The organism is Vallitalea sp. (assembly GCF_025211055.1).
GTDB lineage: Bacteria > Bacillota > Clostridia > Lachnospirales > Vallitaleaceae > Vallitalea.
Map to the genome: position 1 here is coordinate 45,900 of NZ_JAOARO010000087.1, position 21,670 is coordinate 67,569.

The 21,670-nt window shown below is 28.4% G+C and carries 25 protein-coding genes; 20 read left to right on the top strand and 5 right to left on the bottom strand.

The window, feature by feature from the left end; genetic code table 11:
• Positions 1-16: 16 nt before the first annotated feature.
• On the bottom strand, positions 17-211 hold the full coding sequence (locus tag N4A55_RS12605) for a hypothetical protein (RefSeq protein ID WP_293756936.1): 195 nt from the start codon (positions 209-211) through the stop codon (positions 17-19).
• A 559-nt stretch (positions 212-770) separates the two neighbouring features.
• Here N4A55_RS12605 and N4A55_RS12610 point away from each other — a divergent pair.
• A complete protein-coding gene (locus N4A55_RS12610) occupies positions 771-2,711 on the top strand; it encodes an endonuclease MutS2 (RefSeq protein WP_293756938.1) in 1,941 nt (646 codons plus the stop codon).
• Between the two features lie 26 nt (positions 2,712-2,737).
• Entirely contained in the window at positions 2,738-3,097 is a 360-nt protein-coding gene (locus N4A55_RS12615; RefSeq protein ID WP_202975256.1) for an MmcQ/YjbR family DNA-binding protein, read from the top strand.
• 24 nt (positions 3,098-3,121) lie between these two features.
• Here N4A55_RS12615 and N4A55_RS12620 read toward each other — a convergent pair whose 3' ends face one another.
• Positions 3,122-3,433: a hypothetical protein gene (locus N4A55_RS12620; RefSeq protein WP_212691358.1), complete on the bottom strand. Its 312-nt coding sequence runs from the start codon at positions 3,431-3,433 to the stop codon at positions 3,122-3,124.
• Positions 3,434-3,575: 142 nt separating this feature from the next.
• Positions 3,576-3,971 (bottom strand): hypothetical protein, encoded by a 396-nt coding sequence (locus tag N4A55_RS12625; protein ID WP_293756942.1) that lies wholly within the window; start codon positions 3,969-3,971, stop codon positions 3,576-3,578.
• A 223-nt stretch (positions 3,972-4,194) separates the two neighbouring features.
• On the opposite strand from N4A55_RS12625, the gene N4A55_RS12630 reads away from it, so the two are divergent.
• From N4A55_RS12630 to N4A55_RS12640, 3 genes are read left to right on the top strand one after another with little or no spacing between them, the layout of a single operon-like run.
• Entirely contained in the window at positions 4,195-5,412 is a 1,218-nt protein-coding gene (locus N4A55_RS12630; RefSeq protein ID WP_293756944.1) for a mechanosensitive ion channel family protein, read from the top strand.
• Between the two features lie 21 nt (positions 5,413-5,433).
• Positions 5,434-6,111: a uracil-DNA glycosylase gene (locus N4A55_RS12635; RefSeq protein ID WP_293756946.1), complete on the top strand. Its 678-nt coding sequence runs from the start codon at positions 5,434-5,436 to the stop codon at positions 6,109-6,111.
• A 17-nt stretch (positions 6,112-6,128) separates the two neighbouring features.
• Positions 6,129-8,285 carry a DNA topoisomerase III gene (locus N4A55_RS12640; protein ID WP_293756948.1) on the top strand — a complete coding sequence of 719 codons (2,157 nt, stop codon included), beginning with the start codon at positions 6,129-6,131 and terminating at the stop codon, positions 8,283-8,285.
• A gap of 67 nt (positions 8,286-8,352) precedes the next feature.
• Here N4A55_RS12640 and N4A55_RS12645 read toward each other — a convergent pair whose 3' ends face one another.
• Together N4A55_RS12645 and N4A55_RS12650 are read right to left on the bottom strand one after the other, a co-directional pair.
• Positions 8,353-8,607, bottom strand: a complete 255-nt coding sequence (locus N4A55_RS12645) for a spore coat protein (protein ID WP_113675372.1) — start codon at positions 8,605-8,607, stop codon at positions 8,353-8,355.
• A gap of 16 nt (positions 8,608-8,623) precedes the next feature.
• A complete protein-coding gene (locus tag N4A55_RS12650; protein ID WP_293756951.1) occupies positions 8,624-8,803 on the bottom strand; it encodes a spore coat protein in 180 nt (59 codons plus the stop codon).
• 150 nt (positions 8,804-8,953) lie between these two features.
• Here N4A55_RS12650 and N4A55_RS12655 point away from each other — a divergent pair, with 150 nt between their 5' ends.
• The 15 genes from N4A55_RS12655 (at position 8,954) to N4A55_RS12725 (ending at position 21,649) form a co-directional block, all read left to right on the top strand.
• The gene (locus N4A55_RS12655) at positions 8,954-9,112 is read left to right on the top strand and encodes a hypothetical protein (RefSeq protein ID WP_293756953.1); all 159 of its coding nucleotides are present in this window, start codon (positions 8,954-8,956) and stop codon (positions 9,110-9,112) included.
• A gap of 129 nt (positions 9,113-9,241) precedes the next feature.
• Positions 9,242-10,501 (top strand): 30S ribosomal protein S1, encoded by a 1,260-nt coding sequence (rpsA, locus tag N4A55_RS12660; protein WP_293756955.1) that lies wholly within the window; start codon positions 9,242-9,244, stop codon positions 10,499-10,501.
• A 268-nt stretch (positions 10,502-10,769) separates the two neighbouring features.
• On the top strand, positions 10,770-12,335 hold the full coding sequence (locus N4A55_RS12665) for a hypothetical protein (protein ID WP_293756957.1): 1,566 nt from the start codon (positions 10,770-10,772) through the stop codon (positions 12,333-12,335).
• Between the two features lies 1 nt (position 12,336).
• Positions 12,337-13,548 carry an ABC transporter permease gene (locus tag N4A55_RS12670; protein WP_293756959.1) on the top strand — a complete coding sequence of 404 codons (1,212 nt, stop codon included), beginning with the start codon at positions 12,337-12,339 and terminating at the stop codon, positions 13,546-13,548.
• A gap of 39 nt (positions 13,549-13,587) precedes the next feature.
• Positions 13,588-14,811 (top strand): ABC transporter permease, encoded by a 1,224-nt coding sequence (locus N4A55_RS12675; RefSeq protein WP_293756961.1) that lies wholly within the window; start codon positions 13,588-13,590, stop codon positions 14,809-14,811.
• A gap of 8 nt (positions 14,812-14,819) precedes the next feature.
• Complete coding sequence (locus tag N4A55_RS12680; protein WP_293756963.1) at positions 14,820-16,247, top strand: hypothetical protein; 1,428 nt, start codon at positions 14,820-14,822, stop codon at positions 16,245-16,247.
• A 116-nt stretch (positions 16,248-16,363) separates the two neighbouring features.
• The gene (locus N4A55_RS12685; protein WP_293756965.1) at positions 16,364-16,534 is read left to right on the top strand and encodes a hypothetical protein; all 171 of its coding nucleotides are present in this window, start codon (positions 16,364-16,366) and stop codon (positions 16,532-16,534) included.
• Between the two features lie 181 nt (positions 16,535-16,715).
• Positions 16,716-17,030, top strand: a complete 315-nt coding sequence (locus N4A55_RS12690; protein ID WP_293756967.1) for a hypothetical protein — start codon at positions 16,716-16,718, stop codon at positions 17,028-17,030.
• Between the two features lie 46 nt (positions 17,031-17,076).
• On the top strand, positions 17,077-17,778 hold the full coding sequence (locus tag N4A55_RS12695) for a TIGR01906 family membrane protein (RefSeq protein WP_293756969.1): 702 nt from the start codon (positions 17,077-17,079) through the stop codon (positions 17,776-17,778).
• Positions 17,779-17,797: 19 nt separating this feature from the next.
• Positions 17,798-18,736 carry a DUF2953 domain-containing protein gene (locus N4A55_RS12700; RefSeq protein WP_293756971.1) on the top strand — a complete coding sequence of 313 codons (939 nt, stop codon included), beginning with the start codon at positions 17,798-17,800 and terminating at the stop codon, positions 18,734-18,736.
• A gap of 33 nt (positions 18,737-18,769) precedes the next feature.
• Positions 18,770-19,168 (top strand): GerW family sporulation protein, encoded by a 399-nt coding sequence (locus N4A55_RS12705; protein WP_293756973.1) that lies wholly within the window; start codon positions 18,770-18,772, stop codon positions 19,166-19,168.
• Positions 19,169-19,185: 17 nt separating this feature from the next.
• On the top strand, positions 19,186-20,016 hold the full coding sequence (locus tag N4A55_RS12710) for a stalk domain-containing protein (RefSeq protein WP_293756975.1): 831 nt from the start codon (positions 19,186-19,188) through the stop codon (positions 20,014-20,016).
• Between the two features lie 104 nt (positions 20,017-20,120).
• Complete coding sequence (locus N4A55_RS12715) at positions 20,121-20,354, top strand: hypothetical protein (protein ID WP_293756977.1); 234 nt, start codon at positions 20,121-20,123, stop codon at positions 20,352-20,354.
• Positions 20,335-20,649 carry a YbjQ family protein gene (locus N4A55_RS12720; RefSeq protein ID WP_293756979.1) on the top strand — a complete coding sequence of 105 codons (315 nt, stop codon included), beginning with the start codon at positions 20,335-20,337 and terminating at the stop codon, positions 20,647-20,649. Before N4A55_RS12715 ends, N4A55_RS12720 begins: the two co-directional genes overlap by 20 nt.
• A gap of 109 nt (positions 20,650-20,758) precedes the next feature.
• Positions 20,759-21,649: a damage-control phosphatase ARMT1 family protein gene (locus N4A55_RS12725; RefSeq protein ID WP_293756981.1), complete on the top strand. Its 891-nt coding sequence runs from the start codon at positions 20,759-20,761 to the stop codon at positions 21,647-21,649.
• Positions 21,650-21,670: the final 21 nt, after the last annotated feature.

Here is a 21,670-nt window from a genome sequence, read left to right on the forward strand (position 1 = left end):
ATTCATATAAAATTAATTAGTAGCAACAATGATGTTTTTTTCTAGGTTTACATTTTTTGCATATGCAATAGCATTTACAAATATATTTTTCATATTTTGGTTTGCGATGGCAACATTCTTTACCCCAATCATAATCATCATCACAATCGTAATCCCAATCATAATCGTAGTCATAGTCGCAATCGTAATCATATTTACCATAACGTTTCATATTAAACCTCCTTTTCAAGCTTGTTCTAATATAATATATGCTTGTACTATTAATATGGTTACACCTTGTCCTAAAAAATATTAAATATTAAGTATAATTATAGTTTTTATTATACTGCTAGCAATCAAAATATTTATTTATTGACAAAGATAAGATTATCTAGTAAGATGAAATTAGATAATTTAGTATATAAATGTGAGAGGTACGTTTATGGCGAAAGTGTTCTTTAACTAATCTAATTTCATAACGGCATGATAAAATTATAATAATTTTACTTATTGGTAGAATTATTATGCTTTTTTATATGCCTAAGTAAGTACTGATTATACCTACATGATAGGTTTAATAGTTGTACTTATTATTAGATTTTTTAATTGAACATTTATATACTGTAATTATCATATTTATATACGTTTCATATATAAAATATTTGTGTAATTATGGCTGAAAATGATTATGTTCATTTTCGGCTTTTTTAATTTAAAATATTATAATTCTATTTTATGGAACCTGCAATCAATAATAAATTTTAATGTAGACAAAAATGGAGGTAATATCGTTGAATATAAAAGCTTTAGAGCTATTAGAATATAATAAAATCAAGGAAAATCTAAGAGATTTAGCAGTATCAGAATTAGGTAAGAAGTTGATTGATGATATAAAACCCAGTGATGATATAGACAGGGTCAAAAATCAATTGATTGAAACAACAGAAGCAAGAAGTATCATGGATAAAAGTTCAGCAGTACCTATTCAAAATCTTGTAGGTATAGAAAATATTATAGAAAAATTGGGAAAAGGAACAGCCCTTAATCCAGAAGACTTACAAAGTATCTTAGGATTATTGCGTAGTACCAAAAAGTTGAAAAGATACATGGAAGAAAGGAAGTATATAGCACCTATAATCAGTCAGTATGCTTTTTCCATGTTTGAACTAAGTGATGTCATTGAGGAAATAGATAGATGTATAGATAATGGTCGTGTTGTAGATAAAGCCAGTACACAACTAGAAAAGATAAGGAAAAAAATATACATTGCAGAAAATAGAGTGAAGGTGAAATTGGATGATATAATAAAATCGCCTGCTAATAGAAAATACCTACAAGAAAATATAGTAAGCATTAAAAACGGAAGACATATCATAGCTGTAAAAAGCGAATATAGAAATAATATAGCTGGTAGTGTAATAGATAAATCCTCAACAGGTTCTACATTGTTTATAGAACCTCAGGCAGTAAGAAAATTACAAAGTGAACTGGATCTACTGAAAATAGACGAGGAAAAGGAAGAATATCAGATTCTATTATATTTGACTTACATGGTTGAATCCTATAGCAGAGAATTGAACATTAATATAGAAACCATGGCTTATTATGATTATGTATTTGCAAAAGGCAAGTACAGTAAAAGTATCAATGGAAGAAGTGCTGAAGTTAATTTTGAAGGTTATATCAAGATTAATGGTGGTAAACATCCAATGCTTGGTAATGATGTAGTTCCACTAGATTTTGAAGTAGGCAATGACTATAGTGCATTAGTGATAACAGGACCTAACACGGGTGGTAAGACTGTAGCACTTAAGACCATAGGATTATTTACGGCAATGATACAATCTGGATTACATGTTCCAGTTCAAGAGGGAAGCGAATTCTCAATATATAGTGATATATTAGTTGATATTGGTGATGGTCAGAGTATAGAACAGTCCCTTAGTACCTTTTCCGCACATGTTAAGAATATAATAGAGATAATGAAGGCTAATACTAAATACACATTAATAATACTAGATGAGTTAGGTGCAGGAACAGACCCAGCTGAAGGAGAAGGGTTAGCAGTATCTGTACTAGAGGAACTATATGATAGAGGATCAACAATTATAGCTACATCCCACTATAGCAAAGTCAAAACATTTGCAACAGAACATAAAGGATTCAACAATGGAAGAATGACATTTGATATAGCGACATTAAAACCTATGTACAAATTAGTGATAGGGGAAGCTGGAGAAAGTAATGCTTTCATAATAGCCCTTAGACTAGGTATGAAAACAGATGTTATTGAAAGAGCGCATAAAATAACTTATAATGAAGAAAAGAATTACAAATCATTACTATCTAGTGGGCAAACCAACAAGGAAAAATTAAAAGTTAACTACTATACAAAAGCTAAACGACCCAAATCCTTAGATAGACAAAAACAGACTGAGGAAACTAAGAAATCAATAGTAGAATATAATATTGGAGATGTAGTCTATGTCCATACTGTTAAACAAAAAGGCGTAGTCTATGAGAAGGTAAATAAAAAAGGTGAAGTTGGAGTGATGGTAAGAAATAAAAAGATGCTCGTTCAGATTAAAAGGTTATCACCATTCTTAGATAGTAAAGATCTATATCCAGAAGATTATGATATGGATATCATATTTGAAACAAAAGAAAATAGAAAGAAAAAGAAGACTATGAATAGGAAATATGTAAAAGACATGGTAAGAGAAATTGAGTAGAATTTAAAACGATATGGAGGAATAATATGTTGACACGTGATGAAGTGAAAAAATATATACTAAGTAAACCAGGTGCTTATGAAGATTATCCTTTCGGGGACGATGTACCAGTATTTAAGGTATGCAACAAAATGTTTGGTCTTTTCAACAGTGGAAATGATGAGCTTAGGGTTAACTTGAAAAGTGACCCTAGTGAAGCTCTTTACCTTAGAGATAATTTTGAAGCTATCATACCAGGATATCATATGAATAAAAAACATTGGAATACAGTTATTATAGATGGCAGCTTACCTGATTCCATGATTACAGAATTGATTGATAAATCATATATGCTTGTCTATAGTAAACTTAAGAAAAGTGAAAGAGAAATTTTAGATAAAAAATGAATATATGGGGTAAGGATACGTTGATTATACTGGATAATGAATTATTGCTGCTATTTTGGAAATGGGAATATCGGCAATAGAGCCAGGCTTATATAAACAAGGGGGAGAGTTATTAAAGGTTCTATTGAAATTAATCATATTTTTTGGTGATTCGTCATGCTTTTTTATTACCCCTAGCGTCAGAATTAATGTAACGTAATCTTCATGGATTGCTGCAAGTGTTCCGGTAAAATCAACGCTATTATCATTACACCCTACAGTATGAATCGTAACTGTCTTATAAAGGAACTTTTTCAAGTTATCTGAGAATATATTATCAACCATATTAATCACCATATTGTACTCTATAGTTTAACTATAGAGAGAAGAAATCTATGTGATTAATTATATTAGAATGTTAGAATAATTATTACTGATAGAGAGTTGTATATTAATAATACTATATGAAGAAAGCAGGGAAATCCCTGCTTTTTTATTACTATTGAACTGCGTTTTGTACGAAAGATGCAATCTTGTCACATGGTATCAAAGTAACAGATCCTAAATTATTGTAGCAACCATATCCACTGTAACCGAAACCACAGCAACCGCCACCGCAACCATAACCACTTCCGCCGCCGCAACCGCCACCGCAGCCACTAAGATTAGTTTTACAAGTGTTGCAACCTTGACCACAACATGCAGCACATGGTCCTTGAATTGGATAAGTAGGAGCTCCACCTGGGCAAGTTAATAACTTAATAAAGCACTCTGTACAAGCAAGAACTATACCAGTAAAACCACAACCTGATGCGCCTCCACTTGTTGTAAAAATAGTAACTGTTTGACCTATTAATCTACCAAGATCATGATGGAAACCATAACCGTCAGCCATTTGTTCTAACCTCCTTTTATTATCTTGTCCTAGTATATAGTATGTCTAGGTGTCCTAATGTGTGAAAAATAAAATAGAAAAATTTATATTTATATGCTATAATTTTTATGCTATAGAAAATAGCATGATAAAGATATATAAGTAATGATTTACAGGATGATTGCTAGAAAGAAATGTACACTTTATTATGAAAATACAATGAAGATTAGAGAGGTAAATAAGAATGGTAAATCGTATTGGTATGTTGTTAGAGAGATATAATATATATAATCAATGGGTAAGTATTGCTATATCTACAATGATAATTATATTGATTTGTATTATAGTTCAAAAAATAACCAAATATATTATACTCAATATTATCCAGAAAATAGTTAATAAAACAGATAATGTTTTTGATGAAATATTATATGAGAAAAAAGTATTTCATAATATTTCACATATAGCTCCAGCTATAATAATATATTTATTCTCTAATTCATTTGAATCAAGGGAGATAATACAGAGTACTGTATATGCATATATTCTGATCATACTAACTTTAACTTTATTTAAGATATTAGATTCCATACAACAAATATATAGGACTAAAGAGTTTTCTAAGAGTAGACCCATAAAAGGGATTATACAAGTTATCAAAATTATAATATGTGTATTTGCTGTGGTATTCATTGTTGCAATATTCACAAGTGATTCTGCGGCTTGGGCTATGTTAAGTGGGCTTGGAGGAATGTCAGCTATTATTATTCTAATATTCAGAGATTCCATATTAGGTCTTGTTGCAGGAATTCAATTATCAACTAATAATTTATTGAAAATCGGTGATTGGATAGAAATGCAACAATTTGGTGCAGATGGAGAAGTAGTTGATATATCATTAACTAATATTACTGTGGAAAATTGGGATAAAACCTTAGTCAACGTTCCTGCTTATAAGTTTATAGATGAATCATTCAAGAATTGGAGAGGAATGACAGACGCTGGTGGAAGAAGAATAAAGAGAGCAATCCATATAGACATAAACACTATTAGATTTCTTGATGATAAGCTATATGACCATTTAATGGAAGTGGACATATTAAAAGATTATTTAACTAGCAAACAATGTGATATTAATGCTTATAATAAGAGTTATAACATGGTTAACAATGTTAATGGCAGGAAACTTACTAATATTGGTTCATTTAGAGCTTATGTGATAGAGTATCTCAAGAGAAATACCAATATACATAATGATTTTACTTTACTAGTAAGACAATTAGCTCCTACAGATAGAGGATTACCAATAGAAATATATTGCTTCACTAATGATACAGCATGGTCTAATTACGAAGGAATCATGGCAGATATTTTTGACCATCTTTTCGCTATAATTAGTGAGTTCGATTTAAAAGTATATCAAAATCCATCAGGTTCAGATTTTGTAAAATTGGCTAAGTAAAATAAAAGGGGATGGAATTAGATGAAAAAAATATTTGAAAATGATTGGCAAGAACTTCTGAAAGATGAATTTGATAAAGAATATTATAAAAAATTACGATATCAGTTAAAAAATGAATATAGTAATTACACTGTATATCCTGACATGTATGATATATTTAATGCATTACATTACACATCATATGAAGATGTAAAAGTTGTTATATTAGGTCAAGATCCTTATCATGGACCTAATCAAGCACATGGGTTGAGTTTTTCAGTAAAAAAAGGAGTGAGGATACCACCCTCTCTAGTAAACATATATAAAGAATTGAATAATGATTTGGGTTGTGAAATGCCAAGTCATGGTAATCTCACTAAGTGGGCTAAGCAAGGTATACTATTATTGAATGCTTCATTAACTGTAAGAGCTTCCAAACCTTCTTCTCACAGTAAAATAGGGTGGCAGATATTTACTGATAAAATAATATCTCTCCTGAATGAGCGAGAAGAACCTGTTGTTTTCATTTTATGGGGAAACTATGCAATTTCTAAGGAAAAACTTATTATGGGTGATAGACATTATATTATAAAATCTGTTCATCCAAGTCCATTATCAGCAAGTAGGGGCTTTTTTGGTAGCAAACCATTTTCTAAAGCAAATGATTTTTTGAAAAGAGTTAATAAAGAAGAAGTAGATTGGCAAATAGATGAGATATAAAAAAGGATGGATAAAAAATGGGTAAAACGTTAGTATTAGCTGAGAAACCTTCGGTTGGTAGAGAAATCGGAAGAGTTCTTTCATGTAAAAGAAAATCAGACGGAGCATTATATGGAGATAAATATGTGGTGACTTGGGCACTTGGACATCTAGTTACTTTAGCGAATCCAGAAAGTTACCATGAAAGATATAAGAGTTGGAATATGAATGACTTGCCCATGCTTCCAGAAAAGATGAAATTAGTGGTTATCAAGAAAACTTCCAGACAATTTGGTGTTGTTAAGAATCTAATGAACAGCAAAGATATAACAGAAATTGTAATTGCAACAGATGCTGGAAGAGAAGGTGAACTTGTAGCAAGATGGATTATAGAGAAAGCAAGAGTCAAAAAACCTATAAAAAGATTATGGATTTCCTCACAAACAGATAAAGCAATAAAAGATGGATTTAAGAACTTGAAGGATGGAAAGACATATTGGAATCTATATAGGTCAGCATTTGCAAGGTCAAAAGCAGATTGGTTTGTTGGACTTAATTTAACTAGAGCATTAACATGCAAACATAATGTACAATTATCAGCTGGTAGAGTTCAAACACCAACACTTAACATGATAGTTCAAAGAGAAAAAGAAATAAATAAATTTGTCCCAGCAAAATACTGGGAAATAAAGTGTTCAGCAAAAAATGTTGAATTTAACCTTTTGGCTAAGGAAGGCAACTCAAGAATATTCAACAAAGAAAAAAGAGATAGCATATTAAATAAACTAAAAAATGTAGATGGTGTTGTAAAGAGTGTAGAAGAAAAGGTCAAGAAAATAAATGCTCCTTATGCATATGATTTGACAACACTACAAATTGATGCAAATAATAAATATGGTTTTTCTGCAAAGAGAACATTACAAATAATGCAGCAATTATATGAGCATCATAAAGCGGTTACTTATCCAAGGACTGATTCCAAGTATATATCAAAAGATATAGTGCCTACATTAAAAGAAAGATTAGAAAGTATAACATCCAGTTCATATAAAGGTTTTGCGAGAGCATTAATAAGAACGAAATTGAATATTTCCAGTAGATTTGTAGATGATAAAAAAGTAACTGACCACCATGCCATTATTCCTACTGAACAAACAGTATTTCTAAATGACCTATCCTCAGACGAAAGAAAAATATATGATCTTATAGTAAAAAGGTTTTTAGAAGTTCTTTCTAAGCCTTGTGAATATAAAGAAATAAAAGTAAGACTTAGTGTAAAAGACGAATTGTTTAATGTAACTTACAAAAATATTATTAATCAAGGTTGGAAACAGATAGGCTCTGGTAATGAAGACATTAAAAATGAACAAATAAAATTTAAAAAGAATGACAAAGTGAAGATTGATAAAGTTTTCTATAACGAAGGATTAACAAAACCGCCTTCAAGATATACTGAAGCCTTACTATTAGCAGATATGGAAAATCCTAAGAGATTTGTCAAAGAAAATAAAATGAAAGAAACTCTATCAAGTGTAGGGGGAATTGGTACTGTAGCAACAAGGGCAGATATCATAGAGAAACTATATAATACCTATTATATAGAAAATAAAGATGGTAAAATACATCCTACCTCCAAAGGGAAACAATTGGTAGAATTAGTACCAGAAGATATAAAATCACCTATACTCACTGCAAAATGGGAAATGGAATTGACTGGTATAAGTAAAGGTAATGTAAAAGAATCTAGGTTCACCGAAAATATAAAAAACTATACAAAAGAACTTGTAGAGAAAGTTAAAAAAGATAATGTAACTTTTAAGCATGATAATATTACAGGCGAAAAATGCCCAGATTGCGGTAGCAATCTATTAAAAGTCAATAATAAAAAAGGTGAGATGCTAGTCTGTAAAGATAGAGAATGCGGCTATAAGAAAATGCTTAATAGAGCAACGAATGCAAGATGTCCCCAGTGCCATAAGAAAATGATAATGGTTGGTGAGGGAGACAAAAAAATGTTTATATGCAATAATTGTGGTTTCAAAGAAAAGCTAACTTCATGGAACAAGAGAAAAGAAGCCAAATCTAATCAAATGAATAAAAAACAAGTGAAGAATTATATGAACAAGATGAAAAAAGATGCTGAGAAACCATTGAATAATGCTTTTGCAGATTCACTATCAAAATTAAATATTTAATACTATGTTAAAAGGACTGTATCATGATTAAGTTGAATTTCTAATCATGATACAGTCTCTTTAATTATTACATTGGTTTATTAGAAAATTTTGTTTTAGCTTCTGATATTTTATTTTGTTGTGCTGCTTCAGTCTTATACCAACCCTTAGTAGCCATTTCCTTATACACATTATCTTGAGTGCAGAATGAATTATTTAATGCATTTTCAAATTCTTGTCTAACATTAGGGGTAGCAGCTTCTGTAACGGCTGTTGATAATGTTGAGCATAACTGTTTTTCAGAAACTAAACAATCATTTAATAAATCTTCGTCTTTACGCATAAAAAAACCTCCTTAGTTAACTGTTTAATTGATTAAATATACCGTTATAGCAATCCATATGCTTAGTAGCCATTTGATTACATAGATTTTTAAGAGTTTCATCTTGTACTTGAGTACTATAATCTTGGTATTTCTCAATCAATACTTTTGTTTGTGTAAGAACATCATTAATGTAAGATAATTCTTTTGTTGTCATAATAACCTCCTATAAAAATTTGATTGTATAATTATTATTATACAAATTTAGTAAAATATTCATAAAAAAATTTTTTATTAAAAACTAATAATATATTAAAGTTTACATACCATAATAAGTGCAATCAATTAAAAATCAGGAGGTATTAATATGGCTAAAGCTGGCATGAGAAGACCTGACCCAGAAGAACCACATGGAACAGAAAGTAATAGAAAGCATAGATTTCCTAAAAATGATATGAGAATAGTACAAGAAATACAAGGAAAAGCTAAGACAGGTAATAAAAAAGCAAAAAACATAATTGATTAGTAATTTGTATACAAAAAACCTTTTCAATATTGTTATTTTAATGTATTATATAATAAGGTATATTTATTAGACAACTTTCGTAGCATTCTTGTTGCTACGAAAGTTAAGTTATTAGAAAGGAGAAGTAAAATGGACGAAAAATTTACTGAGAAGTCTTCAGCAGAAATCGTGGATGCTGTGGATAAAGAAGAAGTTAAAGAAGAAATCAAAGAAACAGAAGTAGAGAATACACCTTCAATGGAAGATTATGCTAAGGAGATTGATAATACTTTTGTTAAACTTGCAGAAGGTGATATTGTTGAAGGTAAAGTATTATCTGTAACTGATACAGAAATACTTGTTAACATAGGATATATTTCTGATGGTATTGTACCAGTGCAAGAAATAATACATGATGAAGATGTAAGTCTAAAAGACTTATATAAGGAAAATGACATAATCAAAGCACAAGTCACAGATCTACATGATGGTGAAGGAAATGTACTGCTTTCTATTAAAAAAGCTGAACAAATCATAGTTTGGGATGAATTAAAAGAAGCTTTTGAGAATAAAACTACAGTAAAGGTAATTGCAAAAGAAGCAGTTAAAGGTGGAATTAAGTGCGTTATAAAAGGTATAAGAGCTTTTATGCCTGGTTCTAGATTATCAGTTAATTATGTAGAAGACTTGAATGAGTTTGTAGGTAAAGAACTAGAAGCAAGAGTAATTGACTTAGATGTAGAAAAGAAAAATGTTATTTTATCTAGAAAAGAACTTGAAAAAGAAGAACTAGAAAAGAAAAAGCATAAATTACTTGGGGGCATTAATAAAAATGATAGAATGTCTGGTGTAGTTAAGAGAATCACTAATTTTGGAGCTTTCGTTGATATAGGTGGTATAGATGGACTTGTACATATTAATGATTTGTCATGGAAGAGAGTTAAACACCCTTCAGAAGTAGTAAACGTAGGGGACAATGTTGAAGTATATGTACTTGATGTTGATAAGGAAAGAGAAAGAATCTCACTAGGACTAAAAAATGTTAATGATGATCCATGGCTTAATATAAAAGAAAAATATACTGAAGGCAATATCTATGAAGGTACTGTTGTAAGATTATTAAGTTTTGGAGCATTTGTTATGTTAGAAGGCGGTATAGAAGGACTAGTTCATATATCAGAAATAGCTGACAAAAGAATAGAGAAACCAGAAGATGTTCTAGAAATCGGCGATAAAGTTACTGTAAAATTACTAGGCATAGATGAAGAAGGCAAGAAAATAAAACTTAGTATAAAAGAAGCTAAAGACGATGTTAATAAAGAAGAATTTAATAAATTTAATGATGACTCAGAGATATCAACTAGTTTGAAAGATGTTTTTAAAGGAATAATGGATAATTTTAAAGAATAATTCAATTAGAACATATGTTGAAGAGTTCTATAATGAAATGTGAAGAACATTCCAAGGTATCATCGCAAATACATGGAATGTTCTTTTTATATAAAAAGGAAATAAAATTATATTGAAAATATTCTTGTTTTATGTCATAATTATTTAACGATGGCATTAGTTAAAAATAACATTGCATATGAAATAGTTTCCTATTTTTATTCATTATTTTAAATATAGTAAATAAAATAAAGTAATAAGAATATTATTATAAACTGAGGAGGGAATTATGAAGAAATGTCCAAAATGTAATGGTGAATGCTTAGAAGAATCTACGTTTTGTGGTATCTGTGGGTATAAATTTACAGATAATGCTGAGCCAGAAATAATTAATGAGGAGAATTTATCTATGGAAAATGACAACAAGCAACTTAATCAAAATGACGATAAGACTATACAAGATAGTACTGTAGGAACAGATTTTAATAATAATCTTACCGATAACAACGTGATGGATAATGACATTTACGAAGTTATTGAAGAAGGTACAGAAAAAGTTAACGATATTAAGGAAGACGATAGTAATAATAGAGGTAATAAAGGAAATAAAGTAGTTGCTGGAGTAGCTGTTGGAGTTATAGTTGCAGTCTTAGCTCTAGCTACAGTATTAATATTTGGAAAAAACTTATTTAGTAAAAAAAGCGGGGAAGAGAAATTAGTAGATGCTTATGAAAAATTATTAAAAGCTAACTCAATAGACTTAGATTATAACTTTTCTTTTACTGATTTAGACATTCAAGGTATGGACACTAGTGATCCACAAGCAGCACTTGTTGCAAATATCATTAAAGATTTTAGTTTTGATGTAAATACTAAAATGGATAAAAAAGAGCATATTATGGAAGGGGTTATCAACGTTAATATGCAGAATAATAAACTAATGGCTGCTGATTTCTATGTTGATAAAGAATTAGTTGGAATCAATATACCTTTCATATATGATAGGACTCTCTACGTTACATGGGACAGTCTATTCAATAAGATAAAAGAAAAAACAGACATTAGTATTGATTGGAAAGATTATCTAGAACTATTAGACAAAGATAATTATCCATCAGCTAAAAATATTGATAAAAGTAAATACAATGAATTAACTAGTGAATTTGTCAAAGGAATACTAGGAAATATAACTAAAGAATCAGTAAGAGTTGGTGATAAAAATATTAGTTGTGATAAGTATCCATTACAATTCGATTATTCTAAAATGATGGAATTTGTTTTTAAGATAATGGATGAAATGGTAACTGATAAAGATGCCAAAGCATTTATTTATGAAGTTGTTGATAAAGTTTCAGAAAAAATTATTGCCAATGAAGATTATACATATTTTGATATAACTGAGGAAGAATTTAAAAATGGTATCGAAGAATTCAAGAATAATTATGAAGATATGTTAGATGAATTAGATGGTAAAACTATCTTGCAGAAGATGGCAGAAGAAGGATTTGATATTAATACCTTAACAGATCTAATGGAAGCAGGAATTAATATTAAGGCAGATGTTTTTGTTGACAAGAACAATACCATAAGAAAAGTTGATTTCATTGAAGAGATTAATGATACTAAGGCAAACATGAAAATGGGAGTAAAATTAGAATGTGTAATCAACTCAATAGATAAGAAACTTGAGTTTAATGGTGTTGACAAATCAGAAGGTGTTAATCCTATAGAACTTGATCAACAACAGATAGAAGAGTTAATTGTTGAAATGCAAAATACAATAATGGGTAAGGTGATGACTAACCCATTCTTAAGTCAATTAATAGGACAGTTTAGTGGAGGTCAAATGCAGTAAAATGATAATTACTTTTTGGGGACTATTTAATAAAAATTTCAAAGAGTTGATAAGAGAAAAAAAACGAAACATTTTATTGTTTGTTTTACCTATAGCTATATTTGTATTTGTATTCTTGTTTTTTACCAATAGCCAAGTAGAAAAATCATTTGTAAAACCTATCAACATAGGTATAATTGATAATGATAAAAGCTTGTATAGTTCAGCTCTTATTGAAGCTTATAAAGGTAATGAGTCGTTTACCGACTTTATCAATATAAATATTGGAAATAATGAATTAAAAGAAGCTTTTGAACAAGGAAAATATGATGCATTAGTTGAAGTTCCCGAAGATTTTGCTGATAGTTTGATGAGATTTGAGAAAGATCCAGTAGAGGTCAAAATTGCTTATAAGGACCCTGTGAAAGCAATTTTGTTTAAAAATGTTATGGAAAGCTATGAAAATTATATTACTTCTGTTCAAGTGGGAGTAGAAGTATTATATGATAAAATGAAAGAACTGTCTATGACTAATGAGGAGATTTCATTGTATAACAATGAAATCTCCTATGAATTAGTTATGACTTCAGTAGGAAGAAATAGATTTTTTAGATATAATGAACTAATCAATATACCTTCTACCACATCAGTTAATTACTTTTTTATAGGGGTAATAATGATGTTCTTAATGTACATGTCTATATTTACAGCTATAGATTTACTTAGAGAAAGAGAGCATATGTGTTTTAAAAGATTAAAAATAGCTAGAATATCAATTTTTAGATATCTATTAAGTAAATTACTTAGCTCTACAGTTTTTATTTTTATTATTGTAATAGTATGGTTTTTAATGATATCAATCACTACCAATCTAACCATTCATAATAATCTAGGATATATAGTTTTATATATTATAAACTGCATATTGTTTGCAGTGAGTTTTGCTATGTTTATTTCTAGCTTGTTAAAAAGAGATGAGAATGTCATATTAGTCAGTAATATATTTATTTTCATAAATGCCATTATAGGTGGCAGTATAATTCCAATACATTATATGCCTGATGTACTAAGAAAGATAGCTGTGATTACTCCTAATTATTGGATGATTAAAGGAATGCTATATTTAGATAGTGGGTATAAGTACATGTATGGTATTATAATTATGGGTGTGTTTATTTTAATGAGTATATTGCTTACATACTTATCTTTTGTAAGATACAAAAATAGCAACTAATGTACCAGAAAGAAATAAAGTATAGAAAATGGTGATAGTATGAACAGGTTGTTTAACATATTGCAAAGTAGATTGAAGTTATTGTTTAAAAGTAAAATAATTATTATATTATTAATTATAATGATAAGCTTACCTTGTATGCTCGTTGGTACTTTGTATCATAATGCTGATGAGAGTAGTAGCATACCTGTTGCCGTAGTAGACAAGGATGTCACTGACATGTCTAAGAATATATTGGATAATCTGGATGATGATAAGATTTTACGTGTTATCCGTAGTACTGAAACTGAAGCAATGAGCAAATTGAAAAATGGACAGATTGAAGCTATATATATATTAAAAAAAGATCTAGAAGACAATATTATCAATGAGAAATATGATGAGATTATTGATGTCTATTATATAAGAGGTAGCAATATTGCAAAATTTATAGGAGACATATTTGCTGAAAAAGTATTAAGAGATTTATGTTTGACTAAAAGTATCAATCTACTAGAAAGATCTTTAGAAGAAAATGATTATGATGGCAAAGATGCTATTCTAAAAGAAGCTTATAAATATGGGCTTTCTATGCAAGATTATAGTAATGATAAGCATTATTATATAAAGGTTGAATTTGTTGATAGCAACAAATCCAGTATTGATGAAAAGACTATTCATAATGATTTGATTTACAAAAAGATGATATTAGGTATAATCATTTCTTTTATATCTTTTTTCTTATTATTTGCTGCTATTAGCATTATTAAAGATAAAGAGAATGGTATGCTAGGGAAAATACAGATAACAAGTACTAATAATGCAACTATTATATTAGGCAACTATTTGAGTCTAGTTGTTTCAGGTAGTATCATTGGGATGATTTTTTCGATAATCAATAGTGTATATGCTACAGATAATCATCTAAAAATATTTTTTGGTACTTTTATTGCATTACTTATGTTTATTATAAGTATATCATCATTGATTATGTTCTTTACTAGTGTAATAGACAAGACTGATACATATACTATGATATTCACAATATTTATATTGATTATGGGAATTGTCAGCGGTAGTTTTTTCAGTATTGACTTGCTTTCTTGGGGAATTAAAAGTCTATGCTATTTAATTCCTAATTATTGGACATTGAATTATCTGATAGATATTATTACTGTAGGATTTGATATCATTGATTTATTGAACTACATTGGAATAATGTTACTATATACAATTATAATGATATTAATAACATATTCTATTAATAAATACGGAGAAAGGTGATAAGATAAATGGAACCAATGAATTTTTCTACCATAAAAAACAATATTAGAACTAATAAAAATCTAGAAAGTACATTAGAGCAGTTAGCAGAAAATTATCAGTTTAGTCAATATAAAGTTGCTGTTTATGATCTATTATTTAATTGTATTACTTTTCTTGAGATGTTGGATGATACAAAAAATAATAATTACCTATTAAAAGATAGCCAATCCAAAGAAATAACTAAATGGGTTATAGCAATATTTGACAACTACGCAAATCTTGAAAGTTTAGTTTATGAGAGACAAGATTTAATGAAAATTAGGGATAAAATCGAGTCAAATATTGAGATGCTATCATATTATACTGATGAAGTTGAAACATATGAATACATTTTAAATAGAATAGAAGGTAGATTCATTCATAATTATTATGACTTAGAAGATGATAGTAGTTTTGCTGGTAATCTTCTACAATTCATCTTTGAGACAGATGAAAATATAGTAATAAATGAAAAGATAAAATTGACTTTAAGTCAGCTACCTATAAGAATAACTAAAAATAAATTCCATGAATATATAGAGAATTCACTTGAACTATACAAAGGTGCTTACATATCAGACTTAAATAATTTTATTGATATGTTAAAAGGTACTGCAATACTTGGACAAGATTATAAAGGTTACCATAGAGACATATGGGAGAATATAGAGATTCTTAGAAATACGGATTATAAGAATATAGAAAAGCCACAATATGATAACATTGTTGATATCAAAATAGATATAGCAAATAAAATTGAAAAGATTTATTCAGTATATACGTTAGGAGCTAGTATCATAAACAACTTGATAGAAATCAGTTATTGTGACAGGTTTAGTTCATTTGCTGATAATGATACTTTACATATAGTAGATGAGTTATTTCATATAATTAAAATAAAAGGTGAAAAGATTGGTGCTGATGATGAACTTTTTAACTCACTTGAAAGAATAGAAGGTGTTATAGAAACTAATCTGGGTGATATAGAAAAATATGCACCAGTAATAGAAACAGCGAATACAAAGTATAATAAGTTTATTAAGGAATATGGTTTTTCTGTTACTTATAAAAACATACAAAAACTAGATTATATGTCAGCTACGTCAAGTTATTTTATGAATCCTGAAAAAATGGATATGACAGAAGATGATGATAGAATAGATGAATTTACTCTAGCAAAAATCAAAAAGGAATTAATTTTTTGTATTGATGAGTATCTAAAGGATAAATCTCAAATATACAGACGAGCAATTATGTCACGATTATTATATTATTTACCAGTGACATTCAAGAAACCCCAAGAAATCCACAGCTATATTATTAATTCATTAGAACAATGCTCTGATTTAAATGAAAAAAATGCTTCTAAGGAGTTATTGAGACAGGTAATAGATGATCTATCGCCTTTATCATAATTAAATATTATTGGTTGCATAAAAAATACTTTTCTAATAATATTATATTTTTTTATGGGTATAATATTATTATCAACTATGATTGATTAACAATTATACAAGAAAGGTAGACGAAAATGGAGCAAAAACAATTTACTAAATTCTTTGAGAACTATAAACACGCTGATGTAGATAGAAAAATTGAATTATATTGTTCTACACAAGGTTTATCTGAGAATCAATATATGCAGCTTCTTAGAGCTTTTCCTGTTAATAAGATACCTAAGCTTGAAAAAGCACTTAGCTAATAAGAATTATCCTTTCATTAAGATTACACTTGATGGAAGGATTTTTATTATACTATAATACTATTACTTAATACCAAAAATATATTGTATTATAATTTTTTTTTGCTATACTATTAATATAAGTTATTTTGATGTTATTGATAATGCATCATTTAGAGTCATAGGTTAAAAGGGTGTTTATATGGAATATGCAGACAACATATATATAAGTAAAGAGATCAATGATAAAAAAGCAAATAAAATATTTAAGAAGCTAAAAAGAAAAAAACATATAAGGGATGTTTATTTTTTGACGTGTATAGAAGAATCAAAAAATCCTATGGAAATATTACTATCAACTGAATTATATAGACTACAAGATAAGGGAAATACATTTTTAATAATAGGTATTGCCAAGGGCAGAGATAATGCATTTGAGTTGGTTAGAGACATATATGATGATGTGTATACCAGTTCTTCTACTGTTAATTTAAAAGCCTATTTTAAGACTAGTTAATTATTTATATTACGATATATAAGGTTAATAAAGAAATGGGGATTCTATGAAATACTTAAATATTGTTGGTAGTATTATAATTGGAGTTTTACTATTTTTTATTTTATTATTTACTTCAGTAGAAGTTGTTGCATACAATATAAATCATTATCAATGTCAGTATGAAAGACATGACATTTTAGAACAAACAAACATGAGTCTTGATGAACTAACTAAAGTTACTATTAATATGATAGCCTATCTAAAAGACTCCAGAGAATCATTAGATATGAAAGCTGTTATAAATGGCAGAGAACAAGAGGTTTTTGGTGAACGTGAAAAAAGCCATATGGTTGATGTTAAAAAAATATTTGTTATAGGTACATATATAAGAAATATTAGTTTGATTATATTTGTTATAGCCATTAGTTATATGGCTATAACAAATAAGAAGATGCTGACCATTACATTTTCTATGGTTAAATATGTATTTGCTGTTATAATTATGTTGATATTAATACTAAGTGGCTTATTATTAATTGATTTCAATAAATATTTTACTATATTTCATGAAATATTTTTTTCTAATGATCTATGGTTATTAGATCCTAAGACAGATATTCTAATTAATATAGTGCCAGAAATATTTTTCTTCCAAACAGCTATGATTATAGTAGGAATCTTTGTTGTAAGTGCCATTGTATCACTTATTATCATTGAGGTAACAAAGAAAAAATTATTTAAGCAGTATATTAAAAGTATAAAATAAGGTATACAGGTGGTTAATTATGTTATTTATATTACTTGGATTATTAAAAATTTTTTTATATATAATATTGTTTATAATACTATTTGTGGTATTATGTATATTAACTATACTGTTTGTACCAATAAGATATAGTACTCAAGGTGAAAAATATGATACAATAAAGTTGGATGTGAAAGTTAATTGGTTACTTCATATAGTATCATTTAAATATCATATGGATAATGATACCAAAATGAGCCTAAAAATATTTGGTAAAGACATTATGGCAGAAAAGAAACATAAAAAGGTAAAAAAAGTTAATAATAAAAAGAGTAGGAAAAAACAAAAGAAAAAAGATATTATAGTTAAATCAGAATCTAAGGTAGATAATGTAGAGTGCAATATTAAAACCAAAAAAGATGATTTGCAAGGGAAAAAAGATGAAATAAAAGAAGACAAAAATGACAAAGTAAATTTGGGAGACAAGGTTAATCAAAAAAGTGAAGAATTAAATAAAAATAGAGTTAAAAAAAATAATAAAATAAAAGAAAAAAAGACCAAGAAGAAAAAGAAAAAAGATAATAAAGTTAACAAAGATAAGGCAACAAATAGTAAATGGAAACAAATATACAGTACAATAAAAGATTTTATAAAAAATGAAGAAAATCGAGCTGTCATTAAAATGATAAAAGATAAAGTGTTAAAAATGATAAAACACATTTTACCTAAGAAATTTCAGTCTAAGTTGATTATTGGTACTGGTGATCCTGCTTCAACAGGATATGTAGTAGGTGTAGTAAGTATATTATATACTGTTACTGGTAATAAATTAAAAGTTGTCCCTGATTTCAATGAGAAAATACTTCAAGGATGTTTTTATGGAAAAGGGAAAATATATTTAATTGTGTTACTAAAAAATACATTAAGTATTATTTTAGATAAAAGAGTAAGAAAAATATATAAAACATATAAGGTATAAAAAATATATCTATGAACTTAAGGAGGAAAATAAATGGAATCAAATTTTAAAAAAACTGTAGAATCATTATTTAATGGAATGGAAAATTTCGTTTCTACAAAAACAGTAGTAGGCGAAGCCATTAATATTGGAAATACTATAATACTACCATTAGTTGATGTTTCATTTGGTGTAGGTGCAGGGGCTTCTGAAGAAGCAAAAGAAAAAACAAAAGGTGTTGGTGGAGGAGCATTAGGTGCTAAGATTAGTCCAAGTGCTGTTCTAGTAATCCAAGATGGTCAAACAAAATTAGTTAATGTTAAAAATCAAGATAGCTTAACTAAAATAATTGATATGGTTCCTAATATAATGGATAAATTTACTGCAAAAAAGAAAGATAATGTTAAGGAAGAGAAAATAACAAAAGAAAAATACCCAGAAGACGAGGAATAATATTAGGAGAAAATATAATGAAAAAATTATGTAAAACATTAATATGTTTATGTATGAGTTCCATTATTTTATTCAATGTTCCAGTATTAGCAATAGATAAAGTTCCCCCAATATCAGTAAAAGTAAATGATAATTATATTATTATGGATACTGAACCAATCATGATGAATGATACTGTGTATGTACCACTAAGATCCATAGCCAATGCTCTAAGTGCAGAAGTTCTATGGGATGGAGATACACATAAGATAACAATCAATGAAGCAGATAATAAAATTGAGTTATCTACAGACTCTAATATTGTAGATATTAATGGTGAGCAATATGAACTTGAAATTGTACCACCAGTAGTAGATGATAGAACTATGGTTCCTATAAGATTTTTTGCAGAAGGTATGAACTGCACAGTAGATTGGAAGAAGAAAGTATATACTGTAAAAATACTTAGAGAAAATCTTGTTGTTCCAGCTACTAGTCTGCTTAACAGAGGTTATACAGACGAAGATCTGATTTTATTAGCCAAGATAATAACTGCTGAGGTTAATTATATAAGCTTTGATGCAAAGATTGCTGTAGCTAATGTTGTCATAAATAGGAAAAATAGTCCAGAGTTTCCTAGTACAATAAAAGGTGTTATTTATGACAAGACATATTGTGTGCAATTTCCACCAGCTCACAAAGCAAGTTTTGCAGAAAAAGAACCAACTACAGATTGTATCATCGCAGCTAAGATGGCTTTAGAGGGAGTAAATAACATAGATAAATGTTTGTTTTTCAATCACAGGCCCTTTAAATCCAAGTCAAAAGATTTTTATAAAAAAATAGATACTGAATATTTCTATTATTAATATAGAGATAGATGAGTTATAATAATAGGTGTTATGATGCCTATCAATTAGATAAAGTAATAATATGAGACCCATAACATGTTTTTTACAGAGAGGTGACCAATATGAGTAAGAAGTTTGCACCTATTTTTATAACAGTATTATTATGTTTGATAAATGCACTCATGCTATATGGCTTTTCGTTTAAAGCAATTATCTCAGACGTTCTAATAGTTAAGATTATTGGAGTGATATTTGCTATAGGTATAATATGGGTAATTATTGCACTTATAGTAAATCTTATAAGAAGACTAGATGAATTAAAGGAGGAAAATGAAGATGATCTTAGTAAATACTGATTACATCTCAGGAAAACAACTAGAAACACTATCAATCGTCAAAGGTTCCACTATTCAATCTAAACATGTTGGTAAAGATATTATGAGTTCATTTAAAACAATTGTTGGTGGTGAACTTGGTACGTATAATAAAATGATGAATGAAGCAAGAGCATTAGCTACAAAACGTATGGTTGAAGAAGCCACAGCTCTAAATGCTGATGGTATTGTTAATATCAGATATGCTTCTAGTGCTATCATGCAAGGCGCTGCTGAAGTTATTGCATATGGAACAGCAGTTAAATTTGTAGAGTAATATTAATCTAGGCATCTTGCCTAGATTTTTCTAATTATTTAAAAAAGATATTTAAAATATAAAATAAAAGCATTTGAACAAAATATAAGTAGAAAGGATACAAAAAAGTATGTACTCACATGTAGATTGTATAGCTTGTATTATTAATAAAGCTAATCAACTAGCTGACAAATATATTGAAGACAAAAAAGAGAAATATAAATTTATGAACAAGGTTCTATTAGAAGTTGCTGATACTGAATATGAAAAAACAGCTCCTTACATAAGCACTAAGGTAATGAGAATATTACATAATCTTACAGGTATTGAAGACTTTTATAAAGAAGAAAAGAAGCTTTTTAATGAAAAATTATTAGCTATGGAAGATAATATAAAGACAATGCTTTATGATTCTGACAATAGATTCCTAGATGCTATTAGAATAGCTATGGCTGGTAATATAGTTGATTTTGGAGCTCTTGATAATATTACTATGAAGCTTGTTGAAGATATCATCAAAAGAACTATGGAGAGTGAAATTGATAAAGAGGTGTATGATAAATTCTATAAGGAATTATCTAATGCAAAAGAAATATTATATCTAGGAGACAATACAGGTGAAATTGTTTTTGATAAAATTTTACTGGAAGAAATTAAAAAAGAGTTTCCTGATATAACAATCTATTTTGCAACAAGAGGTAAACCAGCACTTAATGATGCTAATGAAGAAGATGCTTATTTTGTTGGTATAGATAAACATGCCCAAATAATAAATAATGGTACAGATATTCCTGGTACAGATTTAGATGAAGTATCTGACGAATTCAAAGAGGTATTTTATAATAAAGCAGATATGATTATATCCAAAGGACAAGGGAATTTTGAGACATTATCTGGTAGCGGTCATAACATTTTCTATCTGTTCCTATGTAAATGTGACATGATAACTAAGAGACTTAAGATAGATAAGTTATCAGCAATGTTTCTATACGAAAAGGATATTGATAAAACTTTATTTTGATTTTCTTATTTCTTCATAACT

Bases quoted from the DNA above. Each gene is read 5' to 3' on its own strand.
- N4A55_RS12605 (WP_293756936.1), bottom strand. From the start codon at position 211: ATGAAACGTTATGGTAAATATGATTACGATTGCGACTATGACTACGAT.
- N4A55_RS12615 (WP_202975256.1), top strand. From the start codon at position 2,738: ATGTTGACACGTGATGAAGTGAAAAAATATATACTAAGTAAACCAGGT.
- N4A55_RS12620 (WP_212691358.1), bottom strand. From the start codon at position 3,433: ATGGTGATTAATATGGTTGATAATATATTCTCAGATAACTTGAAAAAG.
- N4A55_RS12625 (WP_293756942.1), bottom strand. From the start codon at position 3,971: ATGGCTGACGGTTATGGTTTCCATCATGATCTTGGTAGATTAATAGGT.
- N4A55_RS12630 (WP_293756944.1), top strand. From the start codon at position 4,195: ATGGTAAATCGTATTGGTATGTTGTTAGAGAGATATAATATATATAAT.
- N4A55_RS12635 (WP_293756946.1), top strand. From the start codon at position 5,434: ATGAAAAAAATATTTGAAAATGATTGGCAAGAACTTCTGAAAGATGAA.
- N4A55_RS12640 (WP_293756948.1), top strand. From the start codon at position 6,129: ATGGGTAAAACGTTAGTATTAGCTGAGAAACCTTCGGTTGGTAGAGAA.
- N4A55_RS12645 (WP_113675372.1), bottom strand. From the start codon at position 8,607: ATGCGTAAAGACGAAGATTTATTAAATGATTGTTTAGTTTCTGAAAAA.
- N4A55_RS12650 (WP_293756951.1), bottom strand. From the start codon at position 8,803: ATGACAACAAAAGAATTATCTTACATTAATGATGTTCTTACACAAACA.
- N4A55_RS12655 (WP_293756953.1), top strand. From the start codon at position 8,954: ATGGCTAAAGCTGGCATGAGAAGACCTGACCCAGAAGAACCACATGGA.
- rpsA (WP_293756955.1), top strand. From the start codon at position 9,242: ATGGACGAAAAATTTACTGAGAAGTCTTCAGCAGAAATCGTGGATGCT.
- N4A55_RS12665 (WP_293756957.1), top strand. From the start codon at position 10,770: ATGAAGAAATGTCCAAAATGTAATGGTGAATGCTTAGAAGAATCTACG.
- N4A55_RS12670 (WP_293756959.1), top strand. From the start codon at position 12,337: ATGATAATTACTTTTTGGGGACTATTTAATAAAAATTTCAAAGAGTTG.
- N4A55_RS12675 (WP_293756961.1), top strand. From the start codon at position 13,588: ATGAACAGGTTGTTTAACATATTGCAAAGTAGATTGAAGTTATTGTTT.
- N4A55_RS12680 (WP_293756963.1), top strand. From the start codon at position 14,820: ATGGAACCAATGAATTTTTCTACCATAAAAAACAATATTAGAACTAAT.
- N4A55_RS12685 (WP_293756965.1), top strand. From the start codon at position 16,364: ATGGAGCAAAAACAATTTACTAAATTCTTTGAGAACTATAAACACGCT.
- N4A55_RS12690 (WP_293756967.1), top strand. From the start codon at position 16,716: ATGGAATATGCAGACAACATATATATAAGTAAAGAGATCAATGATAAA.
- N4A55_RS12695 (WP_293756969.1), top strand. From the start codon at position 17,077: ATGAAATACTTAAATATTGTTGGTAGTATTATAATTGGAGTTTTACTA.
- N4A55_RS12700 (WP_293756971.1), top strand. From the start codon at position 17,798: ATGTTATTTATATTACTTGGATTATTAAAAATTTTTTTATATATAATA.
- N4A55_RS12705 (WP_293756973.1), top strand. From the start codon at position 18,770: ATGGAATCAAATTTTAAAAAAACTGTAGAATCATTATTTAATGGAATG.
- N4A55_RS12710 (WP_293756975.1), top strand. From the start codon at position 19,186: ATGAAAAAATTATGTAAAACATTAATATGTTTATGTATGAGTTCCATT.
- N4A55_RS12715 (WP_293756977.1), top strand. From the start codon at position 20,121: ATGAGTAAGAAGTTTGCACCTATTTTTATAACAGTATTATTATGTTTG.
- N4A55_RS12720 (WP_293756979.1), top strand. From the start codon at position 20,335: ATGATCTTAGTAAATACTGATTACATCTCAGGAAAACAACTAGAAACA.
- N4A55_RS12725 (WP_293756981.1), top strand. From the start codon at position 20,759: ATGTACTCACATGTAGATTGTATAGCTTGTATTATTAATAAAGCTAAT.